This window comes from Candidatus Binatus sp., from assembly GCF_030646925.1.
Lineage (GTDB): Bacteria > Desulfobacterota > Binatia > Binatales > Binataceae > Binatus.
Map to the genome: position 1 here is coordinate 74,468 of NZ_JAUSKL010000122.1, position 14,708 is coordinate 89,175.

Annotated in this window: 13 protein-coding genes; 11 read left to right on the forward strand and 2 right to left on the reverse strand. The window is 62.4% G+C overall.

Annotation, left to right across the window (positions count from 1 at the left end; all coding sequences use genetic code 11):
• Positions 1–4 precede the first annotated feature (4 nt).
• From cimA to gltX, 10 genes are all read left to right on the forward strand, one after another.
• Entirely contained in the window at positions 5–1,678 is a 1,674-nt protein-coding gene (gene cimA / locus Q7S58_RS20755) for a citramalate synthase (protein WP_304830564.1), read from the forward strand.
• 32 nt (positions 1,679–1,710) lie between these two features.
• Positions 1,711–2,430, forward strand: a complete 720-nt coding sequence (cysE, locus tag Q7S58_RS20760; protein WP_304830566.1) for a serine O-acetyltransferase — start codon at positions 1,711–1,713, stop codon at positions 2,428–2,430.
• Positions 2,431–2,682: 252 nt separating this feature from the next.
• Positions 2,683–3,846: a cysteine desulfurase family protein gene (locus tag Q7S58_RS20765; protein WP_304830568.1), complete on the forward strand. Its 1,164-nt coding sequence runs from the start codon at positions 2,683–2,685 to the stop codon at positions 3,844–3,846.
• Positions 3,843–4,937 carry a tRNA 2-thiouridine(34) synthase MnmA gene (gene mnmA, locus Q7S58_RS20770; RefSeq protein ID WP_304830571.1) on the forward strand — a complete coding sequence of 365 codons (1,095 nt, stop codon included), beginning with the start codon at positions 3,843–3,845 and terminating at the stop codon, positions 4,935–4,937. Before Q7S58_RS20765 ends, mnmA begins: the two co-directional genes overlap by 4 nt.
• Before the next feature lie 5 nt (positions 4,938–4,942).
• Positions 4,943–6,268, forward strand: a complete 1,326-nt coding sequence (mtaB, locus tag Q7S58_RS20775; protein ID WP_304830573.1) for a tRNA (N(6)-L-threonylcarbamoyladenosine(37)-C(2))-methylthiotransferase MtaB — start codon at positions 4,943–4,945, stop codon at positions 6,266–6,268.
• Complete coding sequence (gene rnc / locus Q7S58_RS20780; RefSeq protein ID WP_304830575.1) at positions 6,195–6,953, forward strand: ribonuclease III; 759 nt, start codon at positions 6,195–6,197, stop codon at positions 6,951–6,953. Before mtaB ends, rnc begins: the two co-directional genes overlap by 74 nt.
• Positions 6,950–7,837 (forward strand): GTPase Era, encoded by an 888-nt coding sequence (gene era / locus Q7S58_RS20785; protein ID WP_304830577.1) that lies wholly within the window; start codon positions 6,950–6,952, stop codon positions 7,835–7,837. Before rnc ends, era begins: the two co-directional genes overlap by 4 nt.
• Before the next feature lie 2 nt (positions 7,838–7,839).
• Complete coding sequence (der, locus tag Q7S58_RS20790; protein WP_304830580.1) at positions 7,840–9,288, forward strand: ribosome biogenesis GTPase Der; 1,449 nt, start codon at positions 7,840–7,842, stop codon at positions 9,286–9,288.
• Positions 9,289–9,400: 112 nt separating this feature from the next.
• Positions 9,401–10,933, forward strand: coding sequence for a glutamine-hydrolyzing GMP synthase (gene guaA, locus Q7S58_RS20795; RefSeq protein ID WP_304830582.1), 1,533 nt, complete (start codon positions 9,401–9,403; stop codon positions 10,931–10,933).
• Positions 10,934–10,954: 21 nt separating this feature from the next.
• Entirely contained in the window at positions 10,955–12,403 is a 1,449-nt protein-coding gene (gltX, locus tag Q7S58_RS20800; RefSeq protein ID WP_370655568.1) for a glutamate--tRNA ligase, read from the forward strand.
• 15 nt (positions 12,404–12,418) lie between these two features.
• Here the strand turns inward: gltX and Q7S58_RS20805 are convergent, their stop codons facing one another.
• Complete coding sequence (locus tag Q7S58_RS20805; RefSeq protein WP_304830586.1) at positions 12,419–12,931, reverse strand: hypothetical protein; 513 nt, start codon at positions 12,929–12,931, stop codon at positions 12,419–12,421.
• A 43-nt stretch (positions 12,932–12,974) separates the two neighbouring features.
• Here Q7S58_RS20805 and clpP point away from each other — a divergent pair, with 43 nt between their 5' ends.
• Positions 12,975–13,577 (forward strand): ATP-dependent Clp endopeptidase proteolytic subunit ClpP, encoded by a 603-nt coding sequence (clpP, locus tag Q7S58_RS20810; RefSeq protein ID WP_304830588.1) that lies wholly within the window; start codon positions 12,975–12,977, stop codon positions 13,575–13,577.
• An 80-nt stretch (positions 13,578–13,657) separates the two neighbouring features.
• Here clpP and Q7S58_RS20815 read toward each other — a convergent pair whose 3' ends face one another.
• Complete coding sequence (locus Q7S58_RS20815) at positions 13,658–14,650, reverse strand: HPP family protein (RefSeq protein WP_304830591.1); 993 nt, start codon at positions 14,648–14,650, stop codon at positions 13,658–13,660.
• Between the last annotated feature and the right edge of the window lie 58 nt (positions 14,651–14,708).

Here is a 14,708-nt window from a genome sequence, read left to right on the forward strand (position 1 = left end):
TTCGATGGCGGATGCCAAACATATCCAGGTTTACGACACGACGCTGCGCGACGGATGCCAATCGGAAGACGTCTCGCTGACAGTCGAGGACAAGGTCACTATCGCCGAGCGGCTGGACGAACTCGGAATCGACTACGTCGAAGGCGGATGGCCGGGATCGAACGATCGCGACGCGGCGTTCTTCAAGGAAATCAAAAAGAGCAAGCTCAGGCACGCGAAGATCGCGGCGTTCGGCTCGACGCGGCGGGCCGGCATCAAGGCGGCGGCGGATCGCAACCTGCAACTGCTGCTGCGAGCCGAAACTCCGGTCGCGACGGTGGTCGGCAAGACCTGGGATCTGCACGTGCGCGAGGCGCTCAGAATCAGCAATCAGGAAAATCTCGAAATTCTGAACGATACGATCGCGTTCCTGAAGAAAAATTTCGATCAAGCCCTCTTCGACGCCGAGCATTTTTTCGACGGCTACTTCGCGAATCCCGAGTTTGCGCTGGCATGCCTGCGCGCCGTCGATGACGCGGGCGTCACGCTGATCGCGCTCTGCGATACCAACGGCGGACGGCTGCCGCATGAAATCGAAGCCGCAGTAACGGCCGCGCGCGCAGCAGTAAATTGTCCGATCGGGATTCATTGCCACAACGACTCGGAGGTTGCGGTCGCGAACACGCTGGCCGGTGTGCATGCTGGCGCGGTTCAGGTGCAGGGCACGATCAACGGCTTCGGCGAGCGATGCGGCAACGCGAACCTGATTTCGATCATCGCGAATCTGCAGCTCAAACTCGGCTATCACTGCGTGCCGCCGGCCAAGGTGAAAACTCTCCGCGAAGTATCGCGGCTGGTGTACGAGCTGGCGAATATCACGCCGTTCGCGAGACAACCTTACGTTGGCCGGAGCGCGTTCGCACACAAGGGCGGCCTGCACGTCTCGGGAATCCAGCGCAACACGAAAACCTATGAACATCTCGATCCGGAGCTGGTCGGCAACGATCGGCGCGTGCTGCTGTCGGAGCTCTCGGGACGCGCGAATATCGTGTACAAGGCCAAGGAATTCGGGCTCCAGATCGATCCCTCGAACGAGAAAATCGGCGTGCTGCTCGAAGAGCTGAAGCGGCTCGAAGCGCAGGGCTATACCTACGACGGCGCCGACGCGTCGTTTGAACTACTGATGCTCAGGACGCTCGGGATGACGCGCGAGCATTTCAACTTCGTCAGTTTTCGCGTGTTCGACGACAAATGGCACGAGGAGCAGGCGCCGTTCAGCGAGGCGGTGATCGTGCTTGAAGGGCCCGACGGCGCGCGCACCCGCAACTCCGCGATCGGCAACGGTCCCGTCAACGCGATGGACTCTGCGCTGCGCGCCGCGCTCGTTCCGTACTATCCTAATCTGGAAAAGATGCAGCTCGTCGATTACAAGGTCCGCGTGCTCGATAACGGCGTCGGCACCGAAGCGCGCGTGCGCGTACTGATCGAATCGACCGACGGCAAGCGGCGCTGGGGCACGGTCGGGCTGTCGAGCAACGTGGTCGAGGCGAGCTGGCAGGCGCTGGTTGACTCGATCGAGTACAAGCTGCACAAGGATAACGTGAAGCCGCGATCGAGACCCGCTGCGCCGAAGCTCAACGGCGCGCATCCGCGGTCGAAGGCGGCTGCGATAAACCAGGTGTCCGCGGCGAAGGTCTAGTTCCCCGCGGGCGCCAGAAGAGGCACGTGCGCATGGGTGTTATCAGCCGAATGAGGGAAGACATCCAGGCGGTGTTCGACCGCGACCCGGCCGCGCGCACCGGGCTCGAAGTCGCGCTCGCGTATCCCGGCCTGCACGCGATCTGGTTTCATCATCTCGCGCACTGGTTGTGGGAGCATCAATTGAAGCTGCTCGGCCGGCTGCTGAGCGAAATAACGCGCTGGATAACGGGAATCGAGATTCATCCCGGCGCAAAAATCGGCCGCCGGCTGTTCATCGATCACGGAATGGGCGTCGTGATCGGCGAGACTACCGAAATCGGCGACGATGTCCTCATCTATCAGGGTGTGACGCTCGGCGGCACCAGTCTAAAGAAAGAGAAGCGCCACCCGACGCTCGAAGATCACGTGATGGTCAGCGCCGGCGCGTCGGTGATCGGGCCGGTGCGAATCGGCGAGGGCAGCCGTATCGGCGCGGGCGCGGTCGTGGTGTCGTCAGCGCCGCCGTATTCGACCATCGTCGGCATCCCGGGGAAAATCATCGAGGGCGACAGCGCGCGCCACGAAGTGATGGAACTCGATCACGCGAAATTGCCCGACCCGGTCGCGCGCGCGATCAGCAACGTCGTCGAGAAGCTCAATCGGATGGGCGCGCGGATGGAAGAAATCGAGGAGCGGCAGGATTGCCTCGAGGACAAAGTCAGCGAGCATCATCCACCGACGCCCGAACAGATCCTCGCCAACAAGGTCTGACGCTACAGTTTGTGGCCGAAGCCGGCGCCCATCGCGTATTCGTGCGGGCTCTCGATTAGGCGTCCGCCGAGAATTCGCTCGATTCCGAACGACCCGGAATCGAACGACGTTGGCGCGCACGTTTGCGTGGATTCCCGAAGCTTCCGCCCCGGCGCCGGTCGGCTCGCGCGAACCGCGCCTGCTACCCCGCCTTTTTCCATTGTTCCGGGTGAGATAAGTTAAATGGTTCTCTGCTAACCTATCAAACGGTCAATGGCGATTTATCTCGATCATAATGCCGGCGCTCCACTTCGGCCCGAAGCGGCCGCCGCGATTGCGCGCTTCGCCGCAGAGGCGCACGGGAATCCATCTTCGGCGCATCGCAGCGGCCAGCGCGCGCGACGGATGCTCGAGCAGGCGCGCGCGCAGGTCGCGTCGTTGATCGGCGCGCAGCCTAAGCAGATGGTGTTTACCAGCGGCGGTACCGAGTCGAATAATTTTGCGATCTTCGGCGCGATCGCCACTGCGGGCAATCGCCGCAAGGTGATCTCGTCGGCGATCGAGCATTCGTCGATTCTTGGCTCCCTGAACGAACTCGAGCGGCGCGGTTTCGAGACTGTTCGCATCGCGCCCGACTTAGACGGCCGAATCGATCCTGCACAAATTGCCGCAGCGCTCGATCGAAATACGGCGCTGGTGACGCTCGGCCTCGCCAATTCTGAAGTCGGAACGATTCAGGATCTAGCGCAGCTCGCGCGCCACGTTCGCGATGCGGGCGCTGTCTTTCATATCGATGCGGCCCAGGCGGCCGGGCGAATTCCGATCGACGTCGATGCGCTCGGATGCGATCTCATAACGATCAGCGGGCACAAGCTTGGCGCGCCAGCCGGAATCGGCGCGGTTTACACCCGCGATGCCGCCCGCGTCGCGCCGGTGATGCTCGGTGGTCCGCAGGAAAACGGACTTCGCGCCGGCACGCCGAATCTGCTCGGCGCGATCGCATTCGGCGCGGTCGCCGACGCGGCTCGCGATGCGATGGCAACTGAGTCAGCACGTATCGCGGTGCTGGCTGCGTCGCTGTATTCGCGTCTCGGCGAAGCGATTTCTGGTTTGAAGTTGAACGGCTCGATGTCGAGCAGAATCCCGAACACGCTGAATCTCACTTTTCCGGGTGTGCTCGGCGAGAGCATGCTGATTGCGCTCGACCTGGAAGGAGTCGAAGTATCGATGGGTTCCGCGTGCGCGGCGGGTGCGGTCGAACCGTCGCACGTGTTGCTCGCGATGCGGCGTAGCGTCGCCGATGCCCGCAGTTCGCTCAGAATCAGCCTCGGCTGGAATACCAGTGCGGACGAAATCGAGCAGGCAGCGCAGATTATTCCGCGGGTGTGGCGGCGCGTTGCGGCCGCCGAGCCTGCGCTCGAGGCGCGAGCAGGATGAGCGCGCGTGTGATCGTCGCGATGTCCGGCGGAGTGGACAGTTCGGTCGCCGCCGCAATGCTCTGTGAGCAGGGCTACGATGTCGTCGGTATCGCGATGCGTCTCGCATCGGAGCCCGCGACGCACATCGCGAAGCGCCGCGGTACTTGCTGCTCGCACGACGACTTCGAAGATGCGCGCCGGGTCGCCGAGCGGATGGATTTCCCCTTCTACGTGATCGATTTGCGCGCGGATTTCAACGCCCGCGTGATCGACAATTTTGTGTCCGAATATCTGGGTGGCCGAACGCCGAATCCATGCGTGATGTGCAACCGCGAGATCAAGTTCGATCGGTTGTGGAGCCGGGCGCGCGCGCTCGACGCCGATTATATCGCGACCGGGCACTACGCACGCATTCATCGCGACGATCGCGGCACGTTTCATTTGCTGCGCGCGGCCGACGACGCCAAGGATCAATCGTATTTTCTTTTCTCGCTCGGCCAGGCTGAATTGTCACGCACGATTTTTCCGCTCGGCAATATGACCAAGGCCGAAGTGCGTGCCCGCGCGCGCGAGTTGGGTCTCGCGACCGCGGACAAGCCCGAGAGCCAGGAAATTTGTTTTGTGCCCGACGGCGACTATGCGCGCTTCGTCGAGCGCAACAGCGCTCCCGCCGCGATTCGAACCGGCCGAATCGTCGATGCAGAGGGCAGGGCGCTCGCCTCGCACGACGGATTGCATCGTTTCACCGTCGGCCAGCGCCGCGGGCTCGGAATCGCGACCGGCGATCGTCTGTACGTGCGCGAAATTCGCGCCGAATCGGGCGAAGTCGTCGTCGGGCGCCGCGGTGAACTCGATTCGGCGGGATTGATCGCAAGCCGCGTCAGCATGGTCGATGAATCGATCGCGTCGCGCGGCGAAACGATGGTCGAAGTAAAAATTCGCTACCGTCACGCAGCGATTCCCGCGTCATTTAATCTCGAAGCCGACGGACGCGCCGAAGTTAGGTTCATCGATGGCGGCCCCGCCGTGACGCCGGGACAGGCCTGCGTCTTTTATCGCGGCGATGAAGTGCTCGGCGGCGGGTTTATCGAGCGGGCGCTCGAGGCTTGATCGATATGCGCTTCGCAATCGCCACGCTCGGATGCAAGGTCAATCAGTACGATTCCGCGATTATCGAGTCGCGGCTCGCGGCGCGCGGCATGGAGCGCTGCGATTTTTCCGAGCCTGCCGACGTTTATATCGTTAATACCTGCACGGTGACTGACCGCGCCGACGCGGAGAGCCTCCGGATTGCGCGGCGCGCGCGCCGGCTGAATCCCAACGCGCGCATCGTGATGACCGGATGCCTGGCGCAGGCGAATCCCGAAGCATTAGCGAAGGCGCGCGAAGTCGATGCGGTCGTGGGACTCGGGCGCCTCGGCGATCTCGAGCGCGTGATCGAATCCGGCGCGGGCGATCGCGTGATGGTGTCCGATCTCCGCAAGCAAAAAGCGCCGATCGAACTTGGCGCGGTGACGCTCGACGGCCACACGCGCGCGTTTCTGAAATTGCAGGAAGGATGCGACCAGTTCTGCACCTTCTGTATCGTGCCATTTTCGCGCGGCGCTTCGCGCAGTGTCGAACCGCGGCGCGTGATGGCTGCGCTCGACGATCTGCACGCGCGCGGCTTCAAGGAAGTGGTGCTGTCGGGCGTGCATCTTGGCGGCTACGGGAAGGACCTCGAGCCGCAAATCGAACTGGCGAATCTGCTCGAGATGGTCGCCGAGCGATGTCCGCTCGAGCGCGTGCGAATCAGCTCGCTCGATCCGGAAGAGTTGAGCGATCGAATCGTGCAGATAATTTCGCGCAGCGAAAAATTCTGCCCGCATCTTCATCTGCCGCTGCAGGCCGGCGACGACGAATTGCTGTCGAAGATGCGCCGCCGCTACCTACGCGAGCATTTTCGCGAACGCGTCGAGAAGGTGCTGAGCGTATGGCCCGACGCCGCGATCGGCACCGATCTGATCGTGGGCTTTCCCGGCGAGACGGCGCGTCATTTCGAGTCCTGCTTTAATTTTGTCGAAGCGATCCCGCTGAGCTATTTTCACGTGTTTCCGTATTCGGTTCGCGCGGGGACCACGGCGGCGAAGTTGCCGGGACGAGTTAATCCTGCGGATATCAAGCGCCGCGCCGCGTTGATGCGAGAACTCGGCGAGCGGAAGCGACATCAATTTGCACGTCGTTTCGTCGGCGCCACACTTAAAGTATTGCTTGAAGAGCGGGCGGAGACCGGCGAGCTGCGCGGCTATAGCCGCAATTACGTGCGGGTCCAGACGCAAGCTCCCGATGAATTGATAAATCACGAAGTCGAGGTGGAGGCCTCAGCAGTTGAAGGCGCCCAATTGGTTGCGGAGATTGTTCGGCCGCGCGGAGCAGCCGCGGCGTCCGGCCGAGCCTCCTGAAAATCCCCGAATCAAGCTCGAGCGCGCGGTGGGCTACACGTTTGGCCGCGCCGACCTGCTGGAGACTGCGCTGACGCATCCGAGCGCCGCGGTGGGCACGGACACGCACTATGAACGGCTCGAATTTCTCGGCGATGCGGTGCTTGATTTGGCGATCGCCGATCTCTTGATGCGGAAGTTTCCGACCGCGAAGGAAGGACTGCTCTCGAAGCAGCGCGCATCGATCGTGAACGCGCGCACGCTGGCGCTCAAGGCGCAGTCGATCGAATTGAACCGAATAATGAAACTTGGCAAGGGTGAAGAAAAGAGCGGCGGACGCGAGAAGACCTCGATCCTCGCGGCGGCGTTCGAAGCAGTGATCGGCGCGATCTACACCGACGGCGGCCTCGCGCCCGCGCAGCACACTATCGAGCATCTGTTCGCTGATGATATCGGCGGGCCCGCGGCCGAGCGCGACTACAAAACTGAATTGCAGGAAACGGCGTACCGCAGTTTTCGGATGCAGCCGGTGTACGAACTGATCGCGACCGAAGGTCCCGATCACGCCAAGCGCTTCACCACCCGGATCAAGATCGCGGGGCGCGATCTCGGCGTCGGCGAGGGCGGCAGCAAGAAGCAAAGCGAGCAGGCGGCGGCGCGCCTCGCGCTCGAGCGCATCATGCAGGAGCGCGTTGAATCCAAATGAATGAGCATCGCGCAGGATTCGTGGCGATCGCGGGCCGGACCAACGTCGGCAAATCGACCCTGGTCAACCGCCTGGTGGGCCAGAAGATCGCGATCGTCACGCCGCGCCCGCAGACCACGCGCCGCAGGATTCTCGGCGTCCGCAGCGACGCGGACTCGCAGATGCTGCTGCTCGATACGCCGGGCCTGCACGAAGCGAAAAAAGAACTGAATCAACGGATGGTGCAGGTCGCGCGGCGCGCAATCGCGGAGGGCGAAGTCATTGTGGCAGTGGTGGAAGCCGGCGATACGCTCCACCCCGGCGATCGGATCGTGCTGACTGACATTCGAGCGCTGAAGCATCCGACCATCATTGCGATCAACAAGGTCGATCGGCTCGCGCGGGCGCGTATCCTGCCGCTGATCGCGGAGATCAATCAGGGCTTTCCGGGAGCGGAAATCGTTCCAATCAGCGCGCTGAAAGGCGAAAACGTCGATGAATTGATCGCGACGATCAAGCGGCTGCTCCCGCTCAGTCCGGCGCTGATGCCCGAGGACGAATACACCGATCAAACCGAGCGGATGATCGCCGAAGAAATCGTGCGCGAGAAAATTTTCCTGAAGATGCGCCAGGAAGTGCCGTTCTCGACGGCGGTGCGCGTCGATGAATTCGTGGAAGAGGCGGAGCGCAATCTCAAGAAGATTCGCGCCACCGTGATTGTCGATCGCGAATCGCACAAGGGGATGCTGATCGGAGCGGGCGGCCGTACGATGAAAGAAATCGCCACCGCGGCGCGGATCGAACTGGAGCAACTGCTCGGCGCAAAGGTGTTTCTCGAAGTTATCGTCAAGGTCGAGCGCAACTGGACGCAGGATCCGCGCAAGATCGCGGAGTTTGGAACGTGACGATGCGCGGCGGATCGAGCGGCGTCGCGCGGGGCGCTGAAGCAAAACGAATCGCGGCGGAAGGATTGCCGGCGGTCGTGCTGGTCGGACGCGCTAACGCCGGCAAATCGACGCTGTTCAATCGAATCGCGAAGGGCGGCCGCGCGATCATCAGCGCGATTCCCGGCACCACCCGCGATTTGAATTTCGCCCGCGCGCAGCACAACGATCGCGAGTTCGTCGTGGTCGATAGCGGCGGCCTGGAGCTTGGCGGACGCGAACGGATGACCGATCGAATCGTGAGCGAGGCGCTCGCCGCAGTTGGCGTCGCGGACGTCGTCGTGTTTCTGCTCGACGGCAAGAGCGGCCTCAGCGACGCGGACACCGAGGCGCTCGGATTGGTGCGCGAAACCGGATGTCCGCTGATCATGGCCGTGAACAAGATCGATCGGCCGGGGCAGGAAGCGCAGGCGTCGGAGTTCTACGCACTCGGCGCCGACGACATCTCCTTTATTTCCGCCGCGCATGGTCTCGGCGTCGCCGAGCTGCTCGATCGAATCGTCGCGATGCTGCCGGAGCGTGATGCCACGCCAGCCTCCGGCCCCGATTTGAGATTGGCGCTGGTCGGTCGGCCCAACGTCGGCAAATCGTCGCTGCTCAACCGGCTCTCGGGATTCGAGCGCGCGATCGTCGACGACACGCCCGGCACCACGCGCGATCCGGTGGACGTGCGGCTTTCGGCTGAGGGCCGCGAGGTGCTGCTGATCGACACCGCGGGGATTCGGCGGCCGACGCGCGTCGAGGGCGAACTCGAGCATCATTCGGTGGGCCGCGCGATCGAAACGATCAAGCGCGCTAACGTCGTGCTGCTGGTGATCGATGCGTCCGAAGGAATCACCGATCAAGACGCACGGCTCGCGCGCCTCGCCGACACCAACGATCGCGCGATGGTGATCGTCTGCAACAAATGGGATGTCGCCGCGAAGCAGGGCCTCAAGCTCGCGACGTTCGTGCGCGACGCTCACGAGCGCTACCCGTTTCTCGAGTACGCGTCGATGGTGTTTACGTCGGCGCTCACGGGCGACGGCGTTAGCGGTATCATCGCGGCGGCGATCGCGGCGGGCGATTCGTGGCGATCGGTGTTTCAAACCTCGATGCTGAATCGAATTCTGGCGGAGGCGACCGCCGCGATGGATCCGCCGCTGGTCGATCGGCGCCGCCTCAACATCATGTATGTCACGCAGGTCGGCAGCGCGCCGCCGCGCTTAAGATTTTTCACCAACGTCGAACGCGGGATTCCTGCTCATTACGTGCGGTTTCTGGAAACTCGGTTCATCAAAGCGCTCGGACTCGTCGGCACGCCGCTCAGGCTCGATTTTCGCCGCACCGGCCGTTCGTGGGTGCAGGGCAGCGCGCCGGCGCGCCAGCCTCGCGGCAAGCCGCGTCCGAGGCAGAAGCCGCAGCGAGCGTGAATCGAGTCTGTGTGGAATCCTATGACGGCGCGCTTCGTACAGCTTCGAGCGTCCGGTATATTCTTCGTTCAATGAATCGCGCAATGAATCGCGGCGTCCCGGGGCAATTTTCGTGATCCTGATTCTTGATTTCGGCAGTCAATACACGCAGCTAATCGCGCGGCGAGTGCGCGAGGCCAACGTGTATTGCGAGATCCATCCGTTCAATCTCGCGCCCGACAAAATCCGCGAGATGAATCCGCGCGGAATTATTCTTTCCGGCGGCCCTGCGAGCCTGTACGAGGAAAACGCGCCCGATATCAGCGACGAGGTCCTCAACCTCGGATGCCCCGTGCTCGGAATCTGCTACGGCCTGTACGTAATTGCGCAGCATCTCGGCGCCGCGAGCGTCGGTTCGCGCGCGGGCGAGTACGGCCCCGCGACGTTGACGATCGACGGCGACGACATCCTGTTCGATGGCCTGGCCGGCCGCGAGCATCGCGTCTGGATGAGTCACGGCGATCGCGTCGAGGCGCTGCCCGCGATGCTCACCGCGATCGCCCACAGCGGAAATTCGCCGTACGCCGCCTTCAAAACGCGCGACGGCCGAATCCGCGGCATCCAGTTTCATCCTGAAGTAGTTCACACTCCCTGCGGCGCGCAGGTGCTGCGCAATTTCGTGCTCAGGATTTGCGGGGAGCGGGGTGACTGGACGATGGCGAACTTCGTCGAGACCAAGCTCGCCGAGATTCGCGCGCAGGTTGGCCCGACCGACAAGGTTCTGATGGGACTTTCCGGCGGCGTCGATTCGTCGGTTGCCGCCGCACTGATTCATCGCGCGATCGGCTCCCGCCTCGAGTGTGTGTTCGTCGATACGGGATTGCTCCGCGCGGGCGAGCGCGATCGGATGGAGCACGTCTTCGCCGGCCAGCTCGGTCTCGAGCTCAAGATCGTCGATGCGTCCGAAATTTTTCTCACGCGCCTCGCGGGCGTGCTCGATCCCGAGCAGAAGCGACGCATCATCGGCCATACCTTTATCGATGTGTTCGAGGAAGAAGCGCAGTCGCTCGGCGACGCGAAATTTTTAGGCCAGGGCACGCTCTATCCCGACGTGATCGAGTCGGTGTCGTTCAAAGGTCCGTCGGCAGTCATCAAGAGCCATCACAACGTCGGCGGATTGCCGGAGCGGATGCGCCTTCAGTTGGTGGAGCCGCTCCGGGAGCTTTTCAAGGACGAAGTGCGCGAGGCTGGCCGCAGCATGGGCCTGTCAGCGGAGGTCGTCGATCGCGAGCCCTTCCCCGGGCCGGGACTAGCGGTGCGAATCGTCGGCGAGGTCACGTGCGATCGCCTCGACTTGTTGCGTCGCGCCGACGCGATCGTGATGGAAGAAACTGCGGCGGCTGGCTTCGGCCCGAGGATCTGGCAATCGTTCGCAGTGCTGCTGCCGCTCAAGACGGTCGGCGTGATGGGTGACGGCCGCAGCTACGAAAGCGTAATCGCGATTCGCGTCGTCGAGTCGCAGGATGGCATGACGGCTGACTGGGCGCGCCTCGATCCGTTGTTTCTGGCGCGCGTGTCGAGCCGCATCACCAACGAAGTGAAGGGCGTCAATCGCGTCGTTTACGACATCACGTCCAAGCCGCCCGCGACTATCGAGTGGGAGTGACATCGTGCGATTGGTAACGTCATCGTGAAGGTCCGCACCCGCTTCGCGCCGAGCCCGACCGGCTCGCTGCACATCGGCAACGTCCGCTCGGGGCTGTTTGCGTGGCTCTTTGCGCGCCACAACGGCGGCGCATTCATCCTGCGAATCGACGACACCGATCGCGAGCGCTCGAGCAAGGAATCGCTCGAGGAACAACTCGGCGATTTGCGATGGCTCGGGATGGATTGGGACGAAGGTCCACCCGATCCCGCGTACTTTCAGACCAATCGCGTCGAGCGTCATCGCACGGCCGCGCTCACTTTGCTGCTCGAGCAAAAGGCCTATCCGTGCTATTGCAGCGCCGAAGAATTGGACGCGAAACGCAAGCAGGCTGAGCGCGAACGCCGCCGCCCGGTGTACGATCGCAAATGCCGCAACCTCGACTTTTCGCCAGACCTTGCGCTGCCCGAAAAAGCGGCCGGCCGCAACTACACGATTCGCTTCAAGGCGCCGCTCGACGGCGAGACCGTGCTCGACGATCTCGTGAAGGGCCGCATGGTTTTTCAGAACGCCGATCTCGACGACTGGATCATCATCCGCTCGGATGGCTCGCCGATTTACAACTTCGCGAGCGTGCTCGACGACGCCGACTTATCCATCACGCACATCGTGCGCGGCGACGATCACGTGCCGAACACGCCGCGGCAGATTCAGATGTTCGAGGCGCTCGGCTTCGCGCCGCCTGCGTTCGCGCATATGCCGCAGGTGCTCGGTCCCGACGGCTCGCCGCTCTCGAAGCGTCACGGCGCGACGTCGGTGATCGCGTATCGCGAGGGCGGGTATTTTCCCGAGGCGATGCTCAATTATCTCGCGCGGCTTGGCTGGTCGCATGGCGATCAGGAAATTTTCTCGAAGGATGAACTGGTCCAGTTTTTCAGTTTCGCCGAATGCGGCAAGTCGGCCGGCATTTTTAACGCCGAAAAATTGTTGTGGCTGAATTTCCACTATCTTAAGCAGCGGCCGATACCGCAGTTGGCGCGCGAGGTCAAGCCGTTCATCGAAAAGCGCGGATGGCCGATTCCGGGTGATGACGCGTGGCTCGAAAAGATGGTCTCGACGCTGCACGAGCGCGCCAAGACGCTCGATGAACTCGCCGAGTTCGCGGTCTTCTATCTGAAGGATGACATCGCGATTGATGCGAAGGCTGCCGCGAAATTTCTGAAACCCGAGATCGCCGAACCACTGCGCGCGTTGGCGTCCGAGATCGGTTCGATCGACGGCGAATTCACGGCGCCGGCGGTGCAGCAGGTCTTCGAGCGGGTTCTCGCGAAGTACAATTTGAAGCTCGGACAACTGGCGCAGCCGGTGCGCGTCGCGATCACCGGAGGCACCGTCAGTCCGGGCATCTATGAAGTGATCGAGGTGCTCGGCAAGGAGCGCACCGTCAAGCGTCTCGCCAGCGCCGTGGAACGCATCAAAAAGGGCACTTGAAGTTCCGCGGCCAGATCATTTCGACGCCGGCATCACGATGATCTGTCCGTTCATCTCCGGCTGATGCATCGCGCAGTAGAAATTGAAAATCCCATCCCTATGGAACGTGAACGTGTACGACGTCTTCGAGAGCGGCGGCAGCTTCAGGTGCATCAGGACCCTTGAATTCGGATCGGCGAGCATCAAATCGTGCTCGTCGTCGGATTGCAGATTCCAGAAAGTCAGTATCGTCGGCACGTCGCGCTGAATCGCGATTAACGTCGGCGAGAACGCATAAACCTCGCCGAATTTTGCGACCGTCTCTTTCGGGCCGGTCTCCTTGATTGCGACCGCTTCGGTCATCACGATCACCTCGGCTTCCGCCTTGCCGGTTTTCGCGACTGAGACGATCTTCGACGCCGCCGCATCCGGCAAGTAGTAGTGCTTGTCGTCGACGGGCGCCGCCGCCGATGCGATCGCGACGAGCCGTGTCATCGTCAGCATCGCCATCACGCGCCACAAAAGTTTCAGTTTTGCTCGATTCAGCACCTACGCCCTCGACCAGAACGCCGCCAAATAGTATCCTTATCATATGAGTGTTCTTGTTCCTTACGTTGTCGAGCAGACGGGCCGAGGCGAGCGGTCGTACGATATCTATTCGCGGCTGCTGAAGGATCGAATCGTCTTCATGGGCGGGACCGTCACCGACGATCTTGCTAACATCGTCACCGCGCAACTGCTGTTCCTCGAATCCGAGGATCCCGAGCGCGAAATCAATATGTACATCAATTCTCCCGGCGGTTCGGTAACGGCGGGCCTCGCGATTTACGACACCATGCAATTCGTGAAGCCGCCGGTGTCGACGCTATGCGTCGGGCAGGCCTCCAGCATGGGTGCGACGTTGCTCGCGGCGGGCGCCAAGGGCCGCCGCTACGCACTTCCGCATGCGCGCATTTTGATTCATCAAGTGTCGGGCGGATTCGAGGGACAGGCGTCCGATATCGAGATTCACGCGCGCGAGGCGCTCCGGCTGCGCGAAATTTTGAACGGAATCCTGTCGCGCCACACCGGCCAGAACATCAAGAAGGTCGAGAAGGACACCGATCGCGACAACTTCATGTCGGCGGCGCAGGCGGTCGAGTACGGCCTCATCGACGAAGTGATCTCGGGACGCCCGGTCAAATCGTCGCTCTAGCAAACGCGCAGAACTCGCAACTCTCAGGATGTGAATCAGGGCGGGCAATCGATGCCCGCCCTTTTTTCGTGCTGCAGGAATCAATTGATCGCGCCGAGCACGCGGCGATAGAGATAGAACCACAGCGTCAGCATCAGCGTGCCGAATCCCACCGCGAATGGATACGCGATAGTCGGCGCATCCATCACCATCGGCAGCAACGCGACCGCCAGCGCGGGCGGAACGTGCACTCGTGTCGCGCGCAATACCACGATTCCGCAAATCATGGCGCTCGCGGCGGTCAGCGGAGTCGCTCCAAAGAAATGCCAGAACGCAAAGCCGCCTGCCGAAGCGAGGAAAGCCGCGACCGGCAGCCTGAATGGCTTGTCAGCCCACGCGCACGACGCCTCGTGCGCGAACATTTCGTAAGCCATCACCACCAACGGCGGAAACAGGATGAAGCGAAGCCCCGTGATGCGGACGACGCAGGCCGCGAGCGCGACGAACGTGAGCAGAGCTATCAGCCACGCGATTCCAGTCGGGTTCGCGTCGGGTTGGGGCTCGCGCGAGACGTCATCGCTCGGACTGGCGTGATATCGCCGCCAGCCGATCGACATCAGCGCGAGCAACGTCGTCCCGAACAGAATCCCGGGCGGATACATCCAGCTTTTGATTCCGAGCACCAGCGGCAGGAGGCCGGCCGAAATCGCGGGCGCGACCGGCGAGCGCATCGCGAGAATAATGGCCAGCGCGCCGATCACGGTGATCATCACCGACGCGACGCCGTAAGGCATGGCGCGCGTCACGACGACACCGAGGATCGCGGTGATGACCGGCGTCAGCGCGAGATACGTCGGCGAATTGCTCCAGCGTCCGCGCGGGCGGCCGAAGACGTCGTAGGAAAGCGCGCCGAGTTCGGGAAACATGATGAAGTAAATTCCGGTGGCGGTGGCCGTCGCGGCAATCGCAGCGATGTAAATCGTCGCGATCGCGTCGGCCGCGATACGCGCGCCGCCGGAAAGTCCCGCCTCGCGATCCGGTTCGAGTTCATACCATCCGCGTTGATACGAGTCGCTGTCTGGCGCGCCAATCATCGCGGCGATATTAGCAGGGTGCGGAAAAAAATCCGCAGTCGGTTTCCAATTCCGATCT

What these genes read in the sequence shown, in the direction of transcription:
- cimA (WP_304830564.1), top strand. Translation starts at nt 5, where the DNA reads ATGGCGGATGCCAAACATATCCAGGTTTACGACACGACGCTGCGCGAC.
- cysE (WP_304830566.1), top strand. Translation starts at nt 1,711, where the DNA reads ATGGGTGTTATCAGCCGAATGAGGGAAGACATCCAGGCGGTGTTCGAC.
- Q7S58_RS20765 (WP_304830568.1), top strand. Translation starts at nt 2,683, where the DNA reads ATGGCGATTTATCTCGATCATAATGCCGGCGCTCCACTTCGGCCCGAA.
- mnmA (WP_304830571.1), top strand. Translation starts at nt 3,843, where the DNA reads ATGAGCGCGCGTGTGATCGTCGCGATGTCCGGCGGAGTGGACAGTTCG.
- mtaB (WP_304830573.1), top strand. Translation starts at nt 4,943, where the DNA reads ATGCGCTTCGCAATCGCCACGCTCGGATGCAAGGTCAATCAGTACGAT.
- era (WP_304830577.1), top strand. Translation starts at nt 6,950, where the DNA reads ATGAATGAGCATCGCGCAGGATTCGTGGCGATCGCGGGCCGGACCAAC.
- der (WP_304830580.1), top strand. Translation starts at nt 7,840, where the DNA reads ATGCGCGGCGGATCGAGCGGCGTCGCGCGGGGCGCTGAAGCAAAACGA.
- clpP (WP_304830588.1), top strand. Translation starts at nt 12,975, where the DNA reads ATGAGTGTTCTTGTTCCTTACGTTGTCGAGCAGACGGGCCGAGGCGAG.
- Q7S58_RS20815 (WP_304830591.1), bottom strand. Translation starts at nt 14,650, where the DNA reads ATGATTGGCGCGCCAGACAGCGACTCGTATCAACGCGGATGGTATGAA.